21 protein-coding genes are annotated in these 23,031 nt (G+C 64.8%); 12 read left to right on the plus strand and 9 right to left on the minus strand.

Translation table 11 applies throughout. The annotated features are described in order from the left end of the window. Window positions 1–276: 276 nt before the first annotated feature. The gene (locus C8C94_RS22955; RefSeq protein ID WP_055395176.1) at window positions 277–996 is read right to left on the minus strand and encodes a response regulator transcription factor; all 720 of its coding nucleotides are present in this window, start codon (window positions 994–996) and stop codon (window positions 277–279) included. A 224-nt stretch (window positions 997–1,220) separates the two neighbouring features. On the opposite strand from C8C94_RS22955, the gene C8C94_RS22960 reads away from it, so the two are divergent. The 7 genes from C8C94_RS22960 (at window position 1,221) to C8C94_RS22990 (ending at window position 8,288) form a co-directional block, all read left to right on the plus strand. Then, entirely contained in the window at window positions 1,221–2,471 is a 1,251-nt protein-coding gene (locus C8C94_RS22960; protein ID WP_121422355.1) for an ABC transporter substrate-binding protein, read from the plus strand. A 123-nt stretch (window positions 2,472–2,594) separates the two neighbouring features. Next, window positions 2,595–3,713: a carbohydrate porin gene (locus C8C94_RS22965; RefSeq protein ID WP_121422356.1), complete on the plus strand. Its 1,119-nt coding sequence runs from the start codon at window positions 2,595–2,597 to the stop codon at window positions 3,711–3,713. A 129-nt stretch (window positions 3,714–3,842) separates the two neighbouring features. Further along, window positions 3,843–4,724, plus strand: a complete 882-nt coding sequence (locus tag C8C94_RS22970) for a carbohydrate ABC transporter permease (protein WP_121422357.1) — start codon at window positions 3,843–3,845, stop codon at window positions 4,722–4,724. Then, a complete protein-coding gene (locus C8C94_RS22975; RefSeq protein WP_121422358.1) occupies window positions 4,714–5,583 on the plus strand; it encodes a carbohydrate ABC transporter permease in 870 nt (289 codons plus the stop codon). The genes C8C94_RS22970 and C8C94_RS22975 overlap by 11 nt, the downstream gene beginning before the upstream one ends. Before the next feature lie 12 nt (window positions 5,584–5,595). Next, a complete protein-coding gene (locus C8C94_RS22980; protein WP_121422359.1) occupies window positions 5,596–6,672 on the plus strand; it encodes an ABC transporter ATP-binding protein in 1,077 nt (358 codons plus the stop codon). Between the two features lie 201 nt (window positions 6,673–6,873). Continuing rightward, window positions 6,874–7,851 carry a glucokinase gene (gene glk / locus C8C94_RS22985; protein ID WP_121422360.1) on the plus strand — a complete coding sequence of 326 codons (978 nt, stop codon included), beginning with the start codon at window positions 6,874–6,876 and terminating at the stop codon, window positions 7,849–7,851. Beyond that, the gene (locus tag C8C94_RS22990) at window positions 7,848–8,288 is read left to right on the plus strand and encodes a VOC family protein (protein ID WP_121422361.1); all 441 of its coding nucleotides are present in this window, start codon (window positions 7,848–7,850) and stop codon (window positions 8,286–8,288) included. The genes glk and C8C94_RS22990 overlap by 4 nt, the downstream gene beginning before the upstream one ends. 77 nt (window positions 8,289–8,365) lie before the next feature. Here C8C94_RS22990 and C8C94_RS22995 read toward each other — a convergent pair whose 3' ends face one another. From C8C94_RS22995 to C8C94_RS23020, 6 genes are all read right to left on the minus strand, one after another. Next, the gene (locus C8C94_RS22995; protein WP_121422362.1) at window positions 8,366–9,370 is read right to left on the minus strand and encodes a transketolase family protein; all 1,005 of its coding nucleotides are present in this window, start codon (window positions 9,368–9,370) and stop codon (window positions 8,366–8,368) included. Further along, the gene (locus C8C94_RS23000) at window positions 9,367–10,221 is read right to left on the minus strand and encodes a transketolase (protein WP_121422363.1); all 855 of its coding nucleotides are present in this window, start codon (window positions 10,219–10,221) and stop codon (window positions 9,367–9,369) included. The genes C8C94_RS22995 and C8C94_RS23000 overlap by 4 nt, the downstream gene beginning before the upstream one ends. A gap of 37 nt (window positions 10,222–10,258) precedes the next feature. After that, entirely contained in the window at window positions 10,259–11,518 is a 1,260-nt protein-coding gene (locus C8C94_RS23005) for a TRAP transporter large permease (protein WP_121422364.1), read from the minus strand. A 29-nt stretch (window positions 11,519–11,547) separates the two neighbouring features. Further along, window positions 11,548–12,063, minus strand: a complete 516-nt coding sequence (locus C8C94_RS23010; protein WP_121422365.1) for a TRAP transporter small permease — start codon at window positions 12,061–12,063, stop codon at window positions 11,548–11,550. Window positions 12,064–12,147: 84 nt separating this feature from the next. Further along, window positions 12,148–13,134: a TRAP transporter substrate-binding protein gene (locus tag C8C94_RS23015; protein WP_121422366.1), complete on the minus strand. Its 987-nt coding sequence runs from the start codon at window positions 13,132–13,134 to the stop codon at window positions 12,148–12,150. A gap of 44 nt (window positions 13,135–13,178) precedes the next feature. After that, on the minus strand, window positions 13,179–13,928 hold the full coding sequence (locus C8C94_RS23020; RefSeq protein WP_121422367.1) for an SDR family NAD(P)-dependent oxidoreductase: 750 nt from the start codon (window positions 13,926–13,928) through the stop codon (window positions 13,179–13,181). 177 nt (window positions 13,929–14,105) lie between these two features. Here C8C94_RS23020 and C8C94_RS23025 point away from each other — a divergent pair, with 177 nt between their 5' ends. Beyond that, complete coding sequence (locus tag C8C94_RS23025) at window positions 14,106–14,990, plus strand: LysR substrate-binding domain-containing protein (RefSeq protein WP_121422368.1); 885 nt, start codon at window positions 14,106–14,108, stop codon at window positions 14,988–14,990. A 50-nt stretch (window positions 14,991–15,040) separates the two neighbouring features. Here the strand turns inward: C8C94_RS23025 and zwf are convergent, their stop codons facing one another. Then, entirely contained in the window at window positions 15,041–16,495 is a 1,455-nt protein-coding gene (gene zwf / locus C8C94_RS23030; protein ID WP_121422369.1) for a glucose-6-phosphate dehydrogenase, read from the minus strand. 186 nt (window positions 16,496–16,681) lie between these two features. Between zwf and pgi the strand changes: the two genes are divergently transcribed. From pgi to C8C94_RS23045, 3 genes are all read left to right on the plus strand, one after another. Further along, on the plus strand, window positions 16,682–18,247 hold the full coding sequence (gene pgi / locus C8C94_RS23035) for a glucose-6-phosphate isomerase (protein ID WP_121422370.1): 1,566 nt from the start codon (window positions 16,682–16,684) through the stop codon (window positions 18,245–18,247). A 68-nt stretch (window positions 18,248–18,315) separates the two neighbouring features. Beyond that, complete coding sequence (locus C8C94_RS23040) at window positions 18,316–19,545, plus strand: AGE family epimerase/isomerase (protein WP_121422371.1); 1,230 nt, start codon at window positions 18,316–18,318, stop codon at window positions 19,543–19,545. 41 nt (window positions 19,546–19,586) lie between these two features. After that, window positions 19,587–20,018: a GNAT family N-acetyltransferase gene (locus C8C94_RS23045; protein WP_121423041.1), complete on the plus strand. Its 432-nt coding sequence runs from the start codon at window positions 19,587–19,589 to the stop codon at window positions 20,016–20,018. A 90-nt stretch (window positions 20,019–20,108) separates the two neighbouring features. On the opposite strand, the gene C8C94_RS23050 is transcribed toward C8C94_RS23045, so the two are convergent. Continuing rightward, the gene (locus C8C94_RS23050; RefSeq protein ID WP_121422372.1) at window positions 20,109–21,038 is read right to left on the minus strand and encodes an SMP-30/gluconolactonase/LRE family protein; all 930 of its coding nucleotides are present in this window, start codon (window positions 21,036–21,038) and stop codon (window positions 20,109–20,111) included. Between the two features lie 99 nt (window positions 21,039–21,137). Between C8C94_RS23050 and edd the strand changes: the two genes are divergently transcribed. Further along, on the plus strand, window positions 21,138–22,907 hold the full coding sequence (gene edd / locus C8C94_RS23055) for a phosphogluconate dehydratase (RefSeq protein WP_121422373.1): 1,770 nt from the start codon (window positions 21,138–21,140) through the stop codon (window positions 22,905–22,907). Window positions 22,908–23,031: the final 124 nt, after the last annotated feature.

Raw genomic sequence — 23,031 nt, forward strand, 5'->3', positions numbered from 1 at the left:
TACCAATACAAGTTTGTCTGATGGAAGACTTGCCGCAGAGGGAGTATTCGCCCTGAGGTTGTCGAAGGGCTGTTTGCAAAAACACTCCCCGGCTTCGACAGGCTCAGCCCGAACGGTTGGGGGCAATTTGGGTGATGCAGCCAGTCAAGTGAGTTTGCGGCACAGCGGGCGAAACCGGTGCGGCCAGGCCAGGGCCGCCGCGCAAGGGCCGCCCCGCCGCGCTGGCGGCGTCCCCCTGGGGGGAAGGCGCGCAGCGACTCAGGGGGGCACTCCACTTCACGGCCTGTTCAGCATGTACCCCAGCCCCCGGATGTTGCGGATGGCCAGCGGCGAGGTGTCGAGCTTCTTGCGCAGGCGGTGCACATACACCTCCAGCGCGTTGGAGTTGAGCGGGGGCGCGGCGGTTTGTCCGGGCTCCGGGGGGCTGGCGCGCCAGGCGGCCAGCACATCGTCGCGCGTGACGACTTCGCCACAGCGGTTGACCAGCAACTCCAGCAGCTCCCATTCGCGCTGGGTCAGGTCGAGCAGGTCGCCATTGAGCGCCGCCGAATGGCTGGCGTGGTCCAGCACCAGCGGGCCGATGGTGGTGCTGGCGCCCCCTGCGGCGCTGCTGGCCTGGGTAAAGGCGGGCTGGCGCGCACGGCGCAGCATGGCCTGCAGGCGGGCCTGCAGCTCCTGCATGTTGAAGGGCTTGGTGATGTAGTCGTCAGCCCCGGCATTGAGACCCAGCACGCGGTCTTCCACGCCATCGCGCGCGGTCAGAATCAGCACGGGCAGGCCGGCAATGTGGGTGCGCGCCCAGGTCAGAAGCTCCATGCCGTCGGCGCCGGGCAGGCCCAGGTCCAGGATGATGCCGTCCACCGCCTGCGACTGCAGCAGCGTGGTGGCCTCGGCCACACTGGAGGCCGTGTGCACGCCGAATTCCAGCTGCTGGAGCTGGCCAGTCAGCGCGTCCAGCAGCAGGGCATCATCTTCAACAATCAGTATCGTGGCCATGGGATTGAGCATAACAAAGCACCCCGCCAGCGGCTCCTGCAGCACGGCAATGCTTGCACCCGCAGCGGTTGGTAATTCAATAACGGGCCAATGGCGTTGGTATGTAACCCACACCCGGGAAAGCCCTGATATGTTCATTAATTATTGTAATTAAAGTACCGACTGCGCTGAACAGCACCGGATTGCGGCGCACCAACGGATTCAAACATCGAGGAGACACGGGTATGTGGAAGATGACAAAAATCGCCGCAGTGGCGGTGGGCCTGGCGGCAGCGATGTCGGCCAGCGCGGGGGAGGTGGAGGTCCTGCACTACTGGACTTCGGGCGGCGAAGCCAAGTCGGTGGCCGAGCTCAAGAAGATCATGCAGGGCAAGGGCCACACCTGGCGCGACTTTGCCGTGGCCGGTGGCGGTGGCGACAGCGCCATGACCGTGCTCAAGAGCCGCGTGATCTCGGGCAACCCACCGTCGGCTGCGCAGACCAAGGGCCCGGCCATTCAGGAGTGGGCGTCCGAAGGCGTGCTGGCCAACATGGACACCCTGGCCAAGGCTGAAAAATGGGATGACCTGCTGCCCAAGGTGGTCGCCGATGTCATGAAGTACAAGGGCGCTTACGTGGCCGCCCCGGTCAACGTGCACCGTGTGAACTGGATGTGGGGCAGTTCCGAGGCCCTGAAGAAGGCTGGCGTGGCCGCCATGCCCAAGACCTGGGACGAGTTCTTTGCGGCAGCCGACAAGCTCAAGGCCGCCGGCCTGGTGCCCGTGGCCCACGGTGGCCAGAACTGGCAGGACTTCACCACGTTTGAATCGGTGGTGCTCGGCGTGGGTGGCCCCAAGTTCTACCAGGACGCCTTGGTCAAGCTTGACGACAAGGCCATCAACAGCGACACCATGAAGAAGTCGCTGGAGACCTTCCGCCGCATCAAGGGCTACACCGACCCCGGCGCCCCTGGCCGCGACTGGAACCTGGCGACGGCCATGCTGATCCAGGGCAAGGCAGGCTTTCAGCTGATGGGCGACTGGGCCAAGGGCGAGTTCCTGGCCGCAGGCAAGGCGCCGGGCAAAGACTTCCTGTGTGCTCCTGCACCGGGCTCGGCCAACGCGTTCACCTTCAACGTCGATTCGTTCATTCTGTTCAAGCTGAAGGATGCTGCCGCACAGAAGGCGCAGAGCGACCTGGCCAGCGCCATCATGAGCCCGGCTTTCCAGGAAGTGTTCAACCTGAACAAGGGCTCCATCCCCGTGCGCGCGGGCCAGCCCATGGACAAGTTTGACGACTGCGCGAAGGCCTCGGCCAAGGACTTTGTGGACACCGCCAAGAGCGGCGGCCTGGTGCCCAGTGCGGCCCACGGCATGGCAATTGCCCCGGCCACCGAAGGCGCCATCAAGGACGTGGTCAGCCAGTTCTGGAACGACGACAAGGTCAGCGTCGCCGATGCCATGAAGAAGATCGCGGCCGCCGCGAAAACCAAGTAAGCCGTGCAAGACACACGCGCACACACGCACTAAAACCAACCCCAGAGGGATCCCATCATGAAGACAAGAAACCGCCTTACGGCGGTGGCTTTGGCCGCCGCATGCGCGAATGGCGCCTTTGCTATGGATGTAGCAGGCTTTGAGTTCAACGGTTACTCGCGGGGCGGCCCGGTGTTCAACCACTCCGACGGCGTCAAGGGCAACCTTTCGCTGGGTGGCGAGCTGCAAAAATACCGCCTGGGCAACGAGGGTGACAACGGCATCGAAGTCAACTTTGCACGCGGTTTTGAAGCCGGCGGTGTCAAGTGGAAGGTCAACTACATGCCCGCCAAGTGGGGCAGTGGCGACATCAGCACCGAACAGGCATTTGTGGAAATGAGCGGCTTCTCGTTCTCACCCGAAGCCAAGTTCTGGGTCGGTCAGCGCCGCCTGCGGATCCAGGACGTGCACATCGTCGACTACTTCCTGCTGAACTACGGCGACAACATCGGCGCCGGTGTGACCGACGTGCCCGTCGGCGGCATGAAGCTGGGCCTGGGCGTGTTCACCGGCGACAAGTTCGACGGTGGCCTGCCCAACAATGTGAAGGCGCACCGCATCAACGCCGACCTGTCGGAGATCAACACCAACCCGGGCGGCAAGCTGCGGGTGCTGCTGACGGCGGTGGGGGGCAAGGGCCAGGTCAATGGCGGTTCGGGCTCGGGCATCTCCTTCATGCACACCCAAAAGGAATTCCTGCTGCCCAGCATCACCAATACGCTGTACCTGCAAACATCGCGGGGCCATGCGCGCATCGACGGAGAGTTCGAGGCCATCGAGGGCACCAGCGCTGGCAAGCGCGCCACCCGCATCGCCGACTCCATCAATTGGCAAAGCGGCCCGTTTGGTGGTCAGGCCCTCATTGGCTACCAGACCAACAAGGCTGATCTGACGGGCGTGGAGACCAAGGACTTCTCGCTGGGCGGCCGTGGCTCCTATGCGTTCACCAAGAACTTCAAGGGCCTGGTGGAAGTGTCCACCACCACCCGCAAGGGCACTGGTGCCGACCAGCGCCTGTCCAAGGTCACGCTGGCGGGCGCCTTGGCCCTGTCGGAAGACTTCTGGTCACGTCCCGAGTTGCGTCTGTACGTGACCAAAGCCAACTGGAACCAGGCGGCGGCACTGGCCAATGCCGCAACCTTTGGCGCCAATGGCAAGACCTCGCGCACGCTGGTGGGCGTGCAGTACGAGGTGTGGTGGTGATCCGTTGAGTAGGTAGTGAGTTAGCGAGTTAGCGAGTTAGTCAGAGGTTACTTTGTTCATTTGGGGGGCACTCCTGCGTGTCCCCCGCTTTTTTTACATGCAGGACGATGACAAACACATACCGTGGCCATGAGCAAAAACACCTTTGAAACATGGCTTCCCAAGCTGGTCGTGACACCGGCTTTTGTACTGGGCTTTGCCTTCATCTATGGCCTGATGGTCTGGAATGGCGTGCTGAGCCTCTCCGCATCGCGCATGCTCCCGAACTACGAGTGGGTGGGCCTCGCGCAGTACGAAAAACTCTGGGAGATGGACCGCTGGTGGGTCGCGCTCAAGAACCTCGGCATCTTCGGCGTGGGCTACGTGGGCGGGTCCCTGGCCATCGGCGTCGTGCTGGCCGTGCTGCTGGACCAGAAGATCCGCGCTGAGGGCGCGCTGCGCACCATTTACCTGTACCCCATGGCCCTGTCGTTTGTGGTCACGGGCACGGCCTGGAAGTGGCTGCTGAACCCGGGCCTGGGCATCGAAAAAATGGTGCGCGACTGGGGCTTTCCGAATTTTGAGTTTGGCTGGCTGGTGGACACCGAGATGGCCATCTACTGCGTGGTGATTGCAGGCATCTGGCAAAGCGCTGGTTTTGCGATGGCGCTGTTCCTGGCGGGCCTGCGGGGCATCGACGACAGCATCATCAAGGCCGCGCAGGTCGATGGTGCATCCTTGCCACGCATCTACTGGCGCATCGTGCTGCCCGCACTGCGGCCCGTGTTCTTCTCCACAGTCATGGTGCTGTCGCACCTGGCGATCAAGAGCTTTGACCTGGTGATGGCGCTCACCGCCGGTGGCCCTGGTTTTTCCACCGACGTGCCAGCAACGTTCATGTACACCATGTCGTTCTCGCGCGGCCAGATCGGCCTGGGCGCCGCCAGTGCCACCATGATGCTGGCCACCGTGGCGGCACTGGTCATCCCTTACCTTTACAGCGAACTGCGGACCAAGCCCCATGACCGCTAAGCCCTCCCTCTTTCCGTCGCTCGGCCGCTTGCTGGTCTATGCCGTGCTGGCCCTGGCCACCGCGTTCTTCCTGCTACCGCTGTACGCCATGCTGGTCACCTCGTTCAAGGATGCCGAGGAGATTCGCAGCACCTCGCTGCTGGCGCTGCCCGCTGCGCTGAACGGGGCCGCCTGGGGCACGGCCTGGTCCAGCGCCTGCACGGGCGTGGACTGCAATGGCCTGCGCCCATTCTTCTGGAATTCGGTGGCCATGGCCGTACCGGCCGTGATGATCTCCACCGTGTGGGGTGCGCTCAATGGTTATGTGCTGAGCCTGTGGAAGTTTCGCGGCAGCGATGCGCTGTTCGGCATGCTGCTGTTTGGTGTGTTCATGCCGTTCCAGGTGGTGCTGCTGCCCATGAGCCAGGTGCTGGGATGGCTAGGGCTTTCGAGTTCCATCACCGGGCTGGTGCTGGTGCACTGCCTGGCGGGGCTGGCGGGCACCACGCTGTTCTTTCGCAACTACTACGCGGCGATCCCGAAGGAGCTGGTGAACGCGGCGCGCATGGATGGCGCCAGCTTCTTCCAGATCTTCTGGCGCATCGTGCTGCCGCTGTCCACGCCCATCATCATGGTCACGCTGATCTGGCAGTTCACCAACATCTGGAACGACTTCCTGTTCGGTGTGGTGTTCTCGGGCACCGACTCCAAGCCGGTGACCGTGGGCCTGAACAACCTGGCCAACACCAGCAGCAGTGTGAAGGCCTACAACGTGGACATGGCGGCCGCCATCATCGCGGGCCTGCCCACCATGGTGATCTACGTTCTTGCAGGTAAGTTTTTTGTGCGCGGCCTCACGGCGGGCGCAGTCAAGGGTTAAAGGTTAGAAATCATGGCGTCATCACTCGACATCGCAGGCATCAACAAGCGCTTTGGCAAGGGCGACAAAAGCGTGGAGGTGCTGCGCAAGATCGACATCCACGTCGCACCGGGCGAGTTCCTGATCCTGGTAGGTCCTTCGGGCTGCGGCAAGTCCACGCTGCTCAACATCATCGCGGGCCTGGACGAACCCACCGAAGGCGAGATCCGCATCGGTGGCAAGAACGTGGTGGGCATGCCCCCGCGCGACCGCGACATCGCCATGGTGTTCCAGAGCTACGCGCTGTACCCCACGCTGTCCGTGGCCGACAACATTGGCTTTGCGCTGGAGATGCGCAAGATGCCCAAGCCAGAGCGGCAAAAGCGCATCGACGAAGTGGCCGCCATGCTGCAGATCAGCCACCTGCTCGACCGCCGACCCAGCCAGCTCTCGGGCGGCCAGCGCCAGCGTGTGGCCATGGGCCGGGCCCTGGCGCGCCAGCCGCAGCTCTTCTTGTTCGACGAACCGCTGTCCAACCTGGACGCCAAGCTGCGCGTGGAGATGCGCGCCGAGATCAAGCGCCTGCACCAGGCCAGCGGCATCACCAGCGTGTACGTGACGCATGACCAGGTCGAAGCCATGACCCTGGGTTCGCGCATCGCGGTGATGAAGGGCGGCGTGGTGCAGCAGCTGGGCACGCCCGACGAGATCTACAACCGCCCGGCCAATACCTACGTGGCCACCTTCATCGGCTCGCCCACCATGAACCTGCTGCGTGGCGCGGTCACGGGCGGGCAGTTTGGCATCCAGGGCGCGGCGTTGAACCTGGCACCTCCATCCCCCCCACAAAGCGGTTCCAACGAAGTGCTGCTGGGCGTGCGCCCTGAGCACCTGGTGATGCAGGAGACCGCCCCCTGGCGCGGGCGGGTCAGCGTGGTGGAGCCCACGGGCCCCGACACCTATGTGATGGTGGACACCGCCGCAGGCAGCGTCACGCTGCGCACCGATGCGCAGACCCGCGTGCAGCCCGGCGACGCCGTGGGCCTGGCGGTAGAGCCCGCCAACGCCCACTGGTTCGACGCCAAGTCCGAAGATCGATTGACAGGCTGAGCGGTTGGGAGCCCCGGCCCCTGGGTCGCAGCGAGAAGGGGCTTTGGTCTTTGCCTGAAGCGGTAATTCAGGTAAAAAGAGGCTCCAGCGCTTATCTATCAAGCGCCAGCAGCTATATAAATAATAGCGTTGGCGATCCGCAGGCCGCCGTCTGCCGCAGGGCAACGGGGGCGTGTGACCTTTGGTTTTCATATTTTTCCCATGCACCCTCAGCGCCTCCTTGCCGACATCGGCGGCACCAACATCCGACTGGCCTGGCAGAACGAACCGGGCGGCCCCTTGCATGACACGCGCGTGTTGCCCTGCGCGCAGTTCCCCACCGTGGATGCTGCGCTGGCGGCCTATCTGACAGAAGTGGGCGTACCCACCCCGCGCGAGGCTGCGTTTGGCATTGCCAACCCCGTCACGGGCGACGCCATCCGTATGACCAACCACAGCTGGAGCTTCTCGCAGCGCGCGGTGCGCGAGGCGTTTGGTTTTGAGCGCCTGGTGGTCATCAACGACTTCACCGCGCTGGCGCTGGCGCTGCCCCTGCTGACGCCCGACCTGCTGCGCCCCGTGGGCGGTGGAGAGGCCGTGCCGGGCGCCGCCATCGCGCTGCTGGGCCCGGGCACGGGCCTGGGCGTGTCGGGTCTGGTCTTCCCGCCGGGGTCCAGCAACGGTGTGCCGTTGTCGGGCGAGGGTGGGCACGTTTCGCTGGCCGCGCAGACGCAGCGCGAATTCGACGTGCTGGCCATCCTGCAAGAACGCTATGGCCATGTGTCCGCAGAGCGCGCGGTGTCGGGTGCGGGGCTGGTGGACCTGTACCACGCGCTGCGCAGGCTGGCCCAGCGCGGCGGCAAGGAGATCAGTTCGGCCGCCGAAGTGACCGAGCTGGCCCTGCAGTCCAACGACGCCTTGGCGCTGGAGGCGCTGGACCTGTTCTGCGGGTTTCTGGGCAGCGTGGCGGGTAACCTGGCCCTTACCCTGGGCGCGCGCGGCGGCGTGTTCATTGGCGGCGGCATGGTGCCGCGCCTGGGCACGTGGTTCGACAAATCCTCGTTCCGCGCACGGTTCGAGTCCAAGGGGCGCTTTCAGCCCTACCTCGCGTCCATCCCCTGCTGGATCATCGACCCGAGCGCCACGCCTGCGCTGTATGGCGCTTCGCGTGCGCTCGATATTGCCGGCTCTGAAGGATGAGCAGCGAAGTTGCCGCACCGCCCGCGCCGGGGCCTGCACTACAGGTCAGCGGTGTGCACCATGTGGCCATCATCGCCAGCGACTATGTCCGCTCGCGCCGCTTCTACACCGAGGTGCTCGGCCTGCGGGTGGTGCACGAAGTCTTTCGGGCGGAGCGGCAGTCGTACAAGCTGGACCTGCAGTTACCCGATGGAACGCAGGTGGAGCTTTTTTCCTTCCCCCATCCACCCGAGCGCCCGTCGTACCCCGAGGCCTGTGGCCTGCGCCATCTGGCGTTGCGCGTAGCCGATATGGAGGCCAGCGTGGGCACGCTGGTAGCGCACGGCGTGGCGGTGGAGCCGGTGCGGGTCGATCCGTTTACCGGCGCGTTGTTCACCTTTTTTGCCGACCCTGATGGGTTGCCGATCGAGCTGGTGGAAGAAGTCCGGGCGCGTTAAGCGGCACATTGCCGCGAGGCTGTGCGGCGCCTTGACCAGGCGCCGCGGGTGCGGACCTGCCCCCCTGAGATGCCGTCCTATTGCAACCACGCCTTGACGCGCGCCGACAGCGCCTCGGTGCTGATGCCGTAGCGGTCGTGCAATGTGGGCAAGGCGCCCGCATCGAGGTAGGCATCGGGCAGCCCCGCCAGGCGGAACCGTGTGGGCTGCACACCGTTTTGCAGCAGTGCGCTGGCCACGGCTTCACCCAGGCCGCCGACCACTGAGTGGTTCTCGGCCACCACCACCAGGCGCGGCTTGCGCTGCACCTCGGCCAGGATGGTCGCAACATCGAGTGGCTTGATGGTGGGGCAGTGCAGCACGCCCACGCCGATGCGGTCGGCCTGCAGCGCCTTGGCCACCTCCAGCGCGCGCATGGTCAGGAAGCCGTTGGAGATGATGAGCACCTCGTCGCCATCCACCAGGCGCTTGGCTTTGCCCAGTTCGAACTGGTAGTCGTACTCGTCCAGCACCAGAGGCACGTTGCCGCGCAGCAGGCGCATGTAGACGGGGCCGTTGTGGGCGGCCATCTGCGGCACGGCCTGCTCGATGTCGAGCGCATCGCAGGGGTCGATGATGGTCAGGCCCGGGATGCCACGCATCATGGCCAGGTCTTCGGTGGCCTGGTGGCTGGGGCCGTAGCCGGTGGTCAGGCCGGGCAGCGCGCAGCACATCTTCACGTTCAGGTTTTCTTCGGCGATCACCTGGTGAATGAAGTCGTACGCACGGCGCGTGCCGAACACGGCATAGGTGGTGGCAAAGGGAATCAGCCCTTCCTTGGCCATGCCGCCCGCCGCGCCCATCAGCAGCTGCTCGGCCATGCCCATCTGGTAGAAGCGCTCGGGGTAGGCCTGCGCAAACAGGTGCAGGTCGGTGTACTTGGCCAGGTCTGCGGTCATGCCCACGATCTCAGGGCGGGTGGCGGCCAGTTCGACCAGGGCCTTGCCAAACGGTGCGGCCTTGACGCGCTGCCCCTCACCCGCGATGGAGGCGATCATGGCGGAGGTGGTCAGGCGCGGTTTTTTCTCGGCGACGGTGTTCATACGGCGGCTCCTTCGGGTGCGTTCTGGTCGAGGATGGCGAGGGCCTGCTGCCACTCGGGCGGATCGACGCGGATGAAGTGGTTCTTGTCGCGCGTCTCCAGGAAGGGCACGCCCTTGCCCATGAGCGTGTTGAACAGGATCACGCGCGGCTTGGCTTCTTTCAGGTGGCGCGCGGTGTCGAAAGCGGCCAGCACGGCGGCCAAGTCGTTGCCGTCCACGCGCTGCACGTGCCAGCCGAACGCGGCCCACTTGTCGGCCAGCGGCTCGAAGCCCAGCACTTTGCTGCTGGGGCCGTCAGCTTGCTGGTTGTTGATGTCCACCAGGCAGATCAGGTTGTCGAGCTGGTGGTGGGCGGCCGACATGGCGGCCTCCCAGGTCGAGCCTTCGTCCAGCTCGCCGTCGCTCATAGAGTTGTAGACGAACGCGGGGTTCTTTTTCTGCTTCAGGCCCAGTGCCATGCCCACACCGATCACCAGGCCTTGGCCCAGCGAGCCACCCGAGATTTCCATGCCTGGCGTGTACGTGGCCATGCCGCTCATGGGCAGGCGGCTGTCGTCGCTGCCGTAGGTTTCGAGTTCGTCCTGCGGGATCACGCCCGCTTCGATCAGCGCCGCGTAGTGCGCGATGGCGTAGTGGCCGTGCGACAGCAGGAAGCGGTCGCGGCCCTCCCATTCAGGGTTCTGCGGCTGCAGGTGGAGGGCATGGCCGTAAGCCACGGCCAGCACGTCGGCCCAGCCCAGGGCCTGGCCGATGTAGCCCTGGCCCTGAACCTCACCCATGCGAACGGCGTAGCGGCGGATGCGATGGGCGCACCGGGCCAGCGCCTGCAGTTTGTCTGCGGCGGAAGTCATGGAGTTCTCCTGTGTGAAAGCGGGGGAAGAAAAGCGTTTAGCGAAGGATCGAGGCGGGCACGTAAGACACCAGCGCCAGCACCAGTAAGGCCACGAAGTAAAACGGCCCCAGCTCGCGCACCGTCTGGCCCACCTTGACCTTGGCCAGTGCACTGGTGATGAACAGCGTGGTGCCCACCGGCGGGGTGTAGAGGCCCACAGCCAGGTTGACCACCATCATGATTCCCAGCTGCACCGGGTCCATGCCAATGCTCTGGGCCAGGGGCAGGAACACCGGGGTCAGCAGCAGCACAGCGGCTGGCAGGTCGATGAACATACCGATGAACAGCATCAGCAGGTTCATGATCAGGATCACGATCCAGCCCTGGCTCACGTTCTGCTGGATCCAGTGGGCCACGCCCGTGGGCATCTGGTCGTAGGTGAGCAGCCAGCCGATGGCGGCGGACGCCATGATCACCAGCAGCACCACACCGGTGGCGAGGCCAGCGGACACCACGGCGTCGTTCAGGCGCTTGAACGAGAGGTCGCGGTACACCACCACCGACACGACCCCGGCGTACAGCGTGGACAGCACGGCCACCTCGGTCGGCGTTGCAATGCCAAAGCGCAGGAACAGCACGATCAGCACCGGCAGCAGCAGCGCGGGTGACGAGTACAGAAGGTGCACGCGGAATACGCGCCAGTCGATGGGCGTGAGATCCCGGGGGAAGTTGCGGCGCTTGCCGACCCACCAGCACATGAACATAAAGCCGCCGCACATCAGCATGCCGGGCAAGATGCCCGCGACAAACAGTGCCGCAATGGAGGCATTGGCCGTCAGCGCGAACAGGATCATCGGGATCGAGGGCGGGATCAGGATGTCAATGGTGGCGGCTGCGGCCAACGTGGCCGCTGAGAAGGCAGGCGGATAGCCCAGGCGCTTGTGCCAGGGAATCAGCAGCGAGCCGATGGCCGAGGCGTCGGCCACGGCCGAGCCCGACACACCGCCGAACAGCGTGGACGACAGCACGCCCACCTGCGCAGGCCCACCGTGAAAGCGGCCGATCAGCGTGCTGAGCACGCCCACCAGCGCGGCCCCGAGGCGACCGCCCATCATGAGCGAGCCGGTGAGCATGAAGAACGGGATCGCGATCAGCGGAAAGCTCTGCACCTGCGCCACCATCTGCTGCACCAGCAGGTCAAGCGGCACGCGGTCGGAGGTGGCGGCTGCGGCCATGGCCGCGACCAGCAGCGCATGGGCGATGGGCATGGCCAGCACGGCCGCACCGAGAAAGACGAAAAGAATGAGGGCGCTCATGGTGAGATCCTTGGCGTGGGTGGCGGGGCCTACCAGTGCGCCTCGGGCACGGCGGTCTCAGCATTGGGGGCACTGGGCACCGGCGGCGTGGCCCACGCATTCCAGGCCGACTTGAGTGCCAGCAGCGCCAGCATCACCAGCCCACCCATCACGCAGCCGTAGGTCAGCGACCCGGGCACCTGCAAGATGGGCGACTTCTCGTCGTGCACGATCTCCAGCATCTGGTACGTGGCCCGGGCAAGCGTGCCGTACAGCGCAGCCACCACCAGCCAGCTGCCAATGGACGCCCAGCGGCGCAGCGCGGGGGGCACAGCGTCCATCAGAAAGCTGGTGGTGATGTGGGCGCCGTGCGCAGCCGCCAGCACCACACCGGACATGACCTGCCAAGGGAATAGCAGCTCTGGCACCTCATTGGCCCATTGCAGGCTGGTGCCGGTGGCGTAGCGCAACACGGTGTTGGCCACCAGGATGATGAAGATGACGGACGTGCTGATCCACAGCAGCACTCGGCACACGCCGACAACGGCCCATTCGATGAAGTTCATCGGGAGACTCCTTTGGCTGCAAGGGCCGGGGCCCATGCAGCGGCTTCGGGGAAATGAGGACAGGCGCAGCAGCGGCCAGAACAATCAGCGCGCGGCGGCGATGACTTTCTTGAGGTAGGGTCCGATGGGCGTGGTCAGCCACTTGGCGTCCACCGCAGACGTGGCCTTGGCAAACGCGGCCTTGTCCACCGTGGTCACCTGCACGCCCTTGGCCTTGAGGTCGTCCAACAGCTTGTCGTCGGCCTCTTGCGACATCTTGCGCTGCAGCGCCGTGGCTTCGGCAGCGGCCTCGGTCACGGCCTTGCGGTCGGCGTCGGACAGGCGGTCCCAGGTGCGCTTGCTCATCAGGAACGGCGTCATCTGGAACATGTGGCTCGTCAGGGCCAGGTGCTTTTGCACTTCGTAGAGCTTGCTCGCATGGATGTTGACCAGCGGGTTCTCCTGCCCATCGACCACACCCTGCTGCAGCGCGACGTACAGCTCGGCAAACTTGATCTGCTGCGCCTCGGCGCCCAGCGCCTGCATGATGTCCACCAGCACCGCGTCGGGCGGAGTGCGCATCTTCAGGCCCTTCATGTCTTCGACCTTGGTGATGGGCCGCTTGCTGTTGGTCATGTGGCGGATGCCGTTGTCCCAATAGCCCAGCACCACCATGCCCTTCTCTGCGGATTTTTGCGCCAGCTCCTGGCCCAGCGGGCCGTCCAGCAGCTTGAAGGCCTGCGCGGGAGTGGAGAACATGAACGGCATGCCGTAGGCGGCGTACTCGGGCACGGCCACCGACACGGCGCCTTGCGAGTTCGCCGTCATGTCCAGCGCGCCGGTACGCACGGCCGTGACCATGGCAGCGTCGTCGCCCAACTGGGCGGAGGGCGCCACCTGCACTTCGATGCGACCCGCCGTCTTGGCCTTGAGGGTTTCGGCGAACTTGACGGCGGCCTCGTGGCGCGGATTGCCGGGCGCGGCGCCATGGCCCAGCGTGAGCTTCATGGTTTGCGCCTGCGCGAGCCCGGGCAGTGCCACCGCCAAGGCAGCGGCTGCCAACAGGGTGCGGGTGAAGGTTTTGCGTTGCATGGTTTGTCTCCTGGTTTATGTTTGTTGACAGGTCGTGAGGGCGGTCAGTGAATGAGCATGCCGCCGTTCACGTCCAGCGTGATACCGGTGCAGTAGGTGGATAGCGGGCTGGCGAGAAACACGCAGGCTCCGGCAATGTCATCGGCCCGGCCCAGGCGGGCGAGCGGAATCGTCTCTGCAATCTCCGCCTTCTTCTCTTCGGTCAGCTTGCCCTTGATGATGTCCGTGCCGATCAGGCCGGGCGTGATGCAGTTGACGCGAATGTTCTCAGGACCAAACTCGCGGGCCATGGCGCGGGCCAGGCCCAGCACACCTGCCTTGGCGGCCGAGTAGTGGGGCCCGCCCAGAATGCCGCCGCCGCGCTGGGCCGACACCGACGAGATGCAGATGATGGAGCCACTTTGCTGCGCGCGCAGCGTGGGCAGCACAGCCTGTGACATGTACAGCGTGCCACGCAGGCTGACGTTGAGAATGCGGTCGTAGTCGGCGCCGGTGATCTCCAGCGTCTTGACGGGCTGGGTGATGCCCGCGTTGTTGACCAGCGTGTCGATGCGGCCGAAATGGGCGCGCACTTGGGCCGCCGCCGCTTCGCACGACGCCTTGTCCGTCACATCGGCTACCAGGCCCAGATGACCCTCGCCCAGCCGAGCGGCGGCGCCCGCTGGGTCGGCATCTTCGAGGTCGAGGATCGCGACCTTGGCCCCTTGCTCGGCCATCAAACGGGCGGTGGCAAACCCGAGGCCATTGATACCCGCCCCTCCGGTAATGATGGCAACCTGGTTCTTGAGCAGCATGTGTCTTGTCTCCTGTGGTGTGAAGGCGTCAGGAGACGCGGACGCTGCCCGAGGGACGGCTGTCAACGCGATGTCTCCTGTTCTGGGAGCCGATTCTCAAAGCCGCTCAAGATGATGACAAGCGATGAATCATCAGCGTAAGATGACATTCCGTCATCTAACGTCAGGGTTCACCCCATGCCCACCTTGCCGCCCATTGCCAACCTGCAGGCCTTCGAGGCCGTGGCGCGCCGCCGCAGCTTTGCGCTGGCAGCGGCGGAGTTGAACCTCACGGCGTCGGCCATCAGCCACCAGGTTTCCAGACTGGAGGCCCAACTGGACATTCGCCTGTTCGAGCGCAGTGCCCACGGGGTGCGCCTGAGCCCTGCGGGCGAGCACTACCTGATGCATGTGGGCTCCGCGCTCAACGCCATTGCCACGGCCACGGACGATTTGCGGCATGGCATCCGCAACAGCCTGTATGTGCACTCGGCACCCAGCATTGCCAGTCTGTGGCTCATGCCGCGCCTGCACCACTTTGCGCAGGCCTACCCGGAGATATCGCTCAATCTCTCGGCCGCTCACACACCCAGCGATTTCGCGCTTGGCCAGGCCGACATCGACATCCGCTACGGCATTCCGCAGTGGGGCGATCTGGTGGTGGAGCCGTTGTTTGAGGAGGCGATCGTGCCGCTCGCCAGCCCGGCCTTCATCAAGGCGCACAAGCTCAAGCGTGCCGAGCAGCTGCTGGACCTGCCGTTGATCCAGAGCAACGTGAGCATCGTGCAGTGGTCCGACTGGTTTGGCCGGTTCACCAAACTGCGGGCGCCCGACCGTTTCTCCCTGCGGTTTGACCGCGCCCAGATGTCGCTGGATGCTGCCACGCAGGGCCTGGGCGTGGCGCTAGAGAGCGCCGTCAACGCAGGCGGTCACCTAGCCGATGGCAGGCTGAAGGCTCCGTTCGGCATGGAGCAGGCCGTGCGGGTGAAGGCGCATTTCGCGGTGTATCCAGAGCGGCACGCCAAGCGCCCGGCGGTGGAGGCGTTTCTGTCGTGGCTGCACAGCGAGGCTGCGCAGACCTAAAGGCCCAGCAACCAGGACTGCGATGGTCTGCAGCCCCGGTGGCGAGGCTCTCACATCTCCTCGCTCCAGCAATACCCATCCCTCGCAATCATCGCGCTGGCCGAGCTAGGCCCCCAACTGCCCGCCGTGTACGGGCGCGGCCCCACGGGGTCGTTCTTCCAGTGCTGCAGGATGGGCTCGACCCAGCGCCAGGCTTCTTCCTGCTCGTCGCTGCGCACGAACAGGTTCAGGCGGCCCGCAATCACGTCGAGCAGCAGGCGTTCGTAGGCGCCCACGCGCTCGGTGCCAAAACGCTGGTCAAAGTCCAGGTTCAGGTGCACCTGCGACAGCGCAGGTTCTGTTTGGTGCTGGGCCGCGCCTTGGGCCAGCAGGTGCAGCTCCAGCCCGTCCTTGGGCTGCAAGTTGATCACCAGGCGGTTGGCCGCGCCCACCGGGGTCTTGAAGATGGGGTGCGGAACGGGGCGGAAGTTGACGACGATGTGCGCGTCGCGCCCGGCGAGGCGCTTGCCGGTGCGGATGTAGAACGGCACTCCGGCCCAGCGCCAGTTGCTGATCTCGGTGCGCAGCGCGACAAAGGTTTCGGTGGTGCTGCCGGGGGCCACGCCTTTTTCCTGCGCGTAGCCGGGCACTTGCGCGCCGTGCACGTTGCCCGCCGCATACTGACCGCGAATCACGTGCTGGCCGATGGTCTCCATGCTCCAGGGCTTGAGCGACTGCAGCACCTTGAGCTTTTCATCGCGGATGGCGTTGGCGCTGGAGTTGATGGGCGGCTCCATCCCAATCGCGCACAGCAGTTGCAGCGCGTGGTTCTGCACCATGTCACGCAGGGCGCCGGTCTGGTCATAGAACGCGCCGCGCGTTTCCACGCCCAGTTCTTCGGCAATGGTGATCTGGATGTTGGCAATGGTTTCGCGCCGCCACAGGGGCTCGAACAGTGCGTTGCCAAAGCGCATGGCAAACAGGTTCTGCACCGAGGGCTTGCCCAGGTAGTGGTCGATGCGAAAGACCTGCTCTTCCTTGAGCACGCGGCGCAGCGTGTCGTTGATGGCCTGGTTCGATTGGAGGTCGTGGCCCAGCGGTTTTTCCAGCACCACGCGGGTGGTGGGGCCGTTCAGGCCCACGGCGGCGATCTGCTCGCACACGTTGGTGAACAGGCTGGGCGCGGTGGCCACATACATCACCACCGAGTCGGCGCCGCGTTCATGCAGCATGGCAGCCAGCTTGGTGTAGTCCTCGGTTTTGGACAGATCCATGCGCAGGTAGTGCAGCAGCGCGCCAAAGCGTTCGAACTCGTCCGGGGTGGGGCGCTTGGCCAGTTCCACGCTGTCAAACCGCGCCTTTATCAGGCTGCGGTATTGTTCGTGGCTCAGCTCGTCACGCGCCACGGCAATGATGCGCCCCCCCTCGGGCAGCGTTCCGTGCCGGAACGCCTGAAACAATGCGGGCATGAGCTTGCGCCAGGCCAGGTCACCTGTTCCACCAAACAGGACAAGGTCAAAACTCATGGGGTCTCCGTATCAGGGTGTTGTTGTGCGTCTGCGGCTGGAAATTGTAATCTCGTTACATCGAATTGTGTAGCTGTAGAGGCTGTAAAACGTTTTTTGACAGTTTGTGCGCAGAAATTATTAGATAAATTGTGTAATCAAGTTACTATCTCGCCGGTTTTCACCTCCCCACATCCTGAATCCACCATGTCCTCCCTCCGTTGCGACCAAACTCCGCAGTGGCCTCAGTTGCAGGCCGCGTTCTCCGCAGATGGCAGCCGTCTGGACCTGCGGAAGGCCTTTGCCAGCGATGCGCAGCGCTTTGAGCACTTCAGCCAGCATGCGCCCGAGGTGTTTGCGGACCTTTCCAAGAACCTGTGGGACGCCACCACCGAAGCTCTGCTGCTAGACATGGCCCGTGCCAGTGGACTCACCCGGCACCGCGACGCCATGTTCGGCGGCCAGCCCATCAACAGCACCGAAGGCCGCGCCGTGCTGCACACGCTGCTGCGCCGCCCCCGGGGCCTGGCGTTGCCCGGCGACGGGCCAGACATTGCACACAAGCTGGCCCAGGTGCACACCACGCTGGATGCCATGCTGGCCTATGCCGACACGGTGCGTGCTCATGAGTCCATCACCGATGTGGTGAACATCGGCATCGGCGGCTCGGACCTGGGCCCGCACATGGCCGTGCTGGCGCTGGAGCAGTTCCGCGCACCGGGCAAGCGGCTGCACTTTGTCTCCAACGTGGACGGGCATGAGCTGCACACCACACTGCGCACGCTCAAGCCCGAGAGCACGCTGTTCCTCATCGCCTCCAAGACCTTCACCACGGCAGAGACCATGACCAACGCGCGCTCGGCGCTGGCCTGGTTTGCAGCGCAAGGCGGTCAGGATGTGGGGCGTCACTTTGCAGCACTGACCACCAATGTCGATGCCGCGCAGGCGCTGGGCATCACCACCACCTTCGGCTTCTGGGACTGGGTGGGCGGGCGCTATTCGCTCTGGTCGGCCATTGGCCTGCCGATCGCGATTGCGATTGGCTCGGCAGGCTTTCGCGATCTGCTGGCCGGTGCCCATGCCATGGACGAGCATTTCCGCACAGCGCCGCTGGCGCAGAACCTGCCGGTGCGGCTGGGCCTGCTGGACATCTGGTACCGCAACTTCCATGGCTTCACCAGCCGCTGCATTGCGCCCTACCATGCCGCATTGCGCCGCCTGCCGGCCTATCTGCAGCAACTGGAGATGGAGAGCAACGGCAAGCGCGTGGGGCTGGACGGCCAGCCGCTGCCCTATGCCACGTCGCCCGTGCTGTGGGGCGAGCCGGGCACCAACGGCCAACACGCGTTCTTCCAGATGCTGCATCAGGGCACCGACGTGCTGCCGCTGGAACTCATCGCCGTGCGCCAGCCCACCCACCCACTGGAGGGCCACCACAACAAGCTGCTGGCCAATGCCCTGGCGCAGGCCCAGGCGCTGATGGTGGGCAAGGAAGGGGAAGATGGGCACCGCCACTTCCCGGGCAACCGGCCCAGCACCTTCTTGCTGCTGGATGCGCTCACCCCCGCATCGCTGGGCGCGCTGATTGCGCTGCAGGAACACCGCGTGTTCGTGAGCGGCAGCCTGTGGGGCATCAACAGCTTCGACCAATGGGGCGTGGAACTGGGCAAGGTGCTGGCCAAGGACATTGAGGCGCGGCTGGCCAGTGGCGACGCTGCGGGGCTGGATGGCTCCACCGCCGGGCTGCTTGCCCAGCTGCGCACCGGCGTCTGAAGAAGATCCGTGGCCACCGCCGTGAGGCGGCGCGACCACGGGCAGTGGCGATTTTTCGAGGAGACACCATGACTGCACCCCGGCCGAATTACCGCTCTGCCGACTTTCTGCGCGCGCACATCCGCCAGACCATGGCGTTCTACGACCCCGTGGCCACCGACGCGAGCGGCGGGCAGTACCACTTCTTCCTGGATGACGGCACGGTGTACGACACGCGCACCCGCCACTTGGTCAGCGCTACCCGTTTTGTGGTCACGCACGCCATGCTGTACCGCACCACGGGCGAGCAGCGCTACCAGGCCGGCATGTTGCACGCGCTGCAGTTTCTGCGCACCGCGTTCCTCGACCCCGCCACGGGCGGCTACGCCTGGCTGATCGACTGGAATGAAGGGCGAGCCACCGTACAAGACGCCACGCGCCACTGCTACGGCATGGCCTTTGTGATGCTGGCCTACGCCCGCGCCTTTGAAGCCGGAGTGCCCGAAGCCCGCCAGTGGCTGGCCCAGGCTTTTGACACCGCCGAACAGCACTTCTGGCAACCCCCCGCAGGCTTGTATGCCGACGAGGCCAGTCCTGATTGGCAGCTCACAGGCTACCGGGGCCAGAACGCCAACATGCACGCCTGCGAGGCCTTGATCTCTGCCTTCCGCGCCACGGGCGAGCGCCGCTACATCGAGCGTGCCGAGCAGCTGGCGCAAGGCATCTGCCAGCGGCAGGCGGCGTTATCCAGCCCTGCCAGCGCCCCGGCTGCCGAAGGCTGGGTGTGGGAGCATTTCCACGCCGACTGGTCGGTGGACTGGGACTACAACCGCCACGACCGCAGCAACATCTTCCGCCCCTGGGGCTACCAGATCGGCCACCAGACGGAGTGGGCCAAGCTGCTGCTGCAACTCGACGCCTTGCTGCCCGCCGACTGGCACCTGCCCTGCGCACAGCGTTTGTTTGACGCCGCCGTGCATCGCGGCTGGGATGCCGAGCACGGCGGTCTGTACTACGGCATGGCCCCCGACGGCAGTATTTGCGATGACGGCAAATACCACTGGGTGCAGGCCGAAAGCCTGGCCGCTGCTGCCGTGCTGGCTGCGCGAACAGGCGACGAACGCTACTGGCAGTGGTACCACCGCATCTGGGCCTACTGCTGGGCCCACTTTGTGGACCACGACCACGGCGCGTGGTTTCGCATCCTGCACCGCGACAACCGCAACACCACCCGCGAGAAGAGCAATGCGGGGAAGGTGGACTATCACAACATGGGGGCGTGTTATGACGTGTTGGGGGTGGTGGAGGGGTGTGAGTAAGAATGATGGCTATCGGCCAATTGCGTACAAGGGAGTCACAAGTGTCACTCGAATGGAAACACTCTACTGATGGGATTGACTGGGAAGAACTTTCTGCCCTTTATCGGGCCGCCCCTCTGGGCGAGAAGAGCCCGCTTCATCTGCAGAAGGTCTTCTCAAACAGCATGTTCAAGTGTTTCGTCTACGAGAATGCGAAGCTTGTAGCGGTGGGGCGTGCGCTCGCAGATGGTGCAGATTGCTCGTACATCTGCGACATTGCGGTATCGCCTAGTCATCAAGGTACAGGCCTCGGCAAACAGGTTGTCAGCAACTTGATGGAAAAGTCATGCGGACACAAGAAAATCATCTTGTATGCAGTTCCTGGCAAAGAGCCTTTCTATAGGAAGTTTGGCTTCTTGCGAATGAAGACTGCCATGGCCATTTTTGACAATCAGAAGCAGCAAGTTGAGAAGGGCTACCTCAGTGAAGCCTAGTTCTTCTGTCGTGAGGATAAGCGTAGGTGATAGGTGCCAACCTTCAGGGACGCCAAACGTCTGCAATCCGCCTTGAACCGCCCAGCGTCCTCAGCACATGAAGAGGTTCACCGGCAGTCCCGCAGCCTCCACCCGCACGCTGAACAGCGACCCCGCCGGAACCTCTGCCTCCTGCTCCTCCACCGGCCGCCCCACCCTTGCCGACGTAATGAACAACGTCCGCAGATCCTCCCCCCCAAAACACACCATGGTCGGGCACTGCACTGGCACTGCAATGCGCTGCAGCACCTCACCCGATGGCGAGAGTTGCAACACACAAGCGCCTTCGTACATCGCCACCCAGTAGTTGCTTTCCACATCCACCGCCGCGCCATCGGGCCTGCCGCCGTAAGGCTGGCCTTCCACCTTGCGGTCAAACTGCACCCAGGGGCGGCGGTTCGTGATCTCACCCGTGGCCACGTCAAAGTCAAACCGGTCAATGCGGTGCTCGGGCGTGTTGGACCAGTACAGCGTGCGGTTGTCGGGGCTGAAGGCCAGGCCGTTGGCGGTGAAGTTGTTGGCTGCCATCTGGCGCACGCTGTAGCCCGTGGCACTGGCCGCGTCGGCCTGCAGGCACCACAGCGCGGCATCCGGCGCGGTGCGAGGGCTGATGACCGAGCCCGCCCAGAACCGGCCTGCGGTGTCGCACCGGCCATCATTCAGGCGCAGCACAGCGGTGTCGTGCTGATCAGGTGGCAGCAGGGCCAGGCAGATGAGGGCGGTGGTGTCGGCACTGTCCTTCGCCGTATCCAGAAGGTAGAAACCGTTTCGTAACCCGATTACCAATCGCCCGCCCGCTGCAGGCGCGCAGCAGCCGGGCTCACTGGGCATGCGCCATTGCCGGTGGCGACCGCTTTCAGGATGCCATGCGTGTACTGCTTGTCCCTGAATGTCACACCAGTAAAGGGATTTTTCCGTGGGGTGCCAGAAGGGTGATTCGCCCAGTTCGGAGGGCGGCAGGGGCAGGGTTTGCAGGGACATGGGTTGAAGTGGGGTGGTTATCGAGTTACATTCTAGGGCCTCAGACAACGGGCTCCGGCGCCACGCACGGGGTCCTGCCACCCACCGATGGAGACTTCCATGCACCCAGTTGTAGCGCGCGTGACCGAGCGCATTGTCCAGCGCAGCGCAGACACCCGCGGCGCTTACCTCGCAGGCATCGACGCCATGATCGCCCGCAAGCCCGCACAAGACCGCATGGGCTGTGCCAATCTGGCCCATGCCTATGCGGCACTTCCGGGCTCTGACAAGTTCAAGGTTACGGTCGAAAAAGCGCCCAACATTGGCGTGGTCACGGCCTACAACGACATGCTGTCGGCCCACCAGCCGTACCAGAGTTACCCCGCTGTTTTGCGCGACGAAGCTGTACAGCACGGCGCGACGGTGCAGGTTGCAGGCGGTGTGCCCGCCATGTGCGATGGCGTCACGCAGGGCACGCCCGGCATGGAGCTGTCGCTGTTCTCCCGCGATGCCATTGCCATGGCTACTGCGGTAGCGCTGTCCCATGATGTGTTCGATGGCGCACTGCTGCTGGGCGTGTGCGACAAGATCGTGCCCGGCCTTTTGATCGGTGCGCTGCACTACGGGCACCTGCCCTGCGTGTTTGTGCCCGCAGGCCCCATGGGCACGGGCCTGTCGAACAAGGACAAATCCAAGGTGCGCGAACAGTACGCGCAGGGCCTCGTGGGGCGTGATGAATTGCTCAAGGCCGAATCGGCCGCGTACCACAGCCCCGGCACCTGCACGTTCTACGGTACGGCCAACAGCAACCAGATGCTGCTGGAAGCCATGGGCTTGCACGTGCCTGGCGCGGCCTTTGCACCGCCCGGCACTGAAGAGCGCGAAGCCTTCACGCGGCAGGCCGTGCGCACGGTGCTCGACATCGGCAAGCGCGGTGCGCGCTTCACGCCCATCGGACGCGTGGTGGACGAGCGCTGCATCGTCAATGCCATGGTGGCCTTGCTGGCCACGGGCGGCTCCACCAACCATCTGATCCACTGGGTGGCCATTGCGCGCAGCGCGGGCATCCTGATCGACTGGTCGGACTTTGACGAGCTGTCTTCCGCCGTGCCGCTACTGGCCCGCGTGTACCCCAATGGCGATGCCGACGTGAACCAGTTCCAGGCCGCAGGTGGCCCCGCGTGGATCCTGCGCGAGCTGCTGGCCGGCGGCTTCATGCACCCCGATGTGATGAGCGTGAACACCGGCGGCATTGCCGCAGGCGGGCAGGGCGCTCCGGCGGTGTCGGGCGATGAAACCGTGTTGCGCCCCGTGACCCGGCCGTTCTCGCCCACCGGCGGGTTGCGCCTGCTGCAAGGGCGCCTGGGTCGCGCGGTGATCAAGGTGTCGGCCGTGCCCGAAGACCGCCACATCATCGAAGCGCCTGCGCGCGTGTTCGATTCGCAAGAGGCTTTGCTCGCCGCCTTTGCTGCGGGCGAGGTGCAGCAGGACATGGTGGCCGTGGTGCGCTTTCAGGGCCCGCAGGCCAATGGCATGCCCGAGCTGCACAAGCTCACCCCTCCGCTGGCCGTGCTGCAGAACCAGGGCTTCAAAGTGGCGCTGGTCACCGACGGCCGCATGAGCGGCGCATCGGGCAAGGTGCCCGCCGCCATCCACGTCACGCCCGAGGCACTGGCCGGTGGCCCGCTGGCCAAGGTGCTGGACGGCGACATCGTGCGGGTGGACGCCGTTGCCGGCACGCTGGATGTGCTGGTCGATGAAGCCACCTGGGCGGCACGCCCCTTGGCGCCTTACACCGCCCCTCCCGCGACCGGCTTTGGCCGTGAGCTCTTCACCAACTTTCGCCGCCACGCTGGCGGCGCCGAACAAGGAGCCTGCACATGGTTGTAGCAGGATGCACCCCCTGAGTCGCTGCGCGCCTTCACCCTCTCTCGCTGCGCGGGAGGGGGACGCACCCAGTGGCCTGGCGAAGCCAGTTCCACGGGTGCACTGGTATGGGCCGCGCCCCTGTCAT

The organism is Acidovorax sp. 94 (assembly GCF_003634645.1).
In the GTDB taxonomy this organism is placed as follows: Bacteria; Pseudomonadota; Gammaproteobacteria; order Burkholderiales; family Burkholderiaceae_C; genus Acidovorax; species Acidovorax facilis.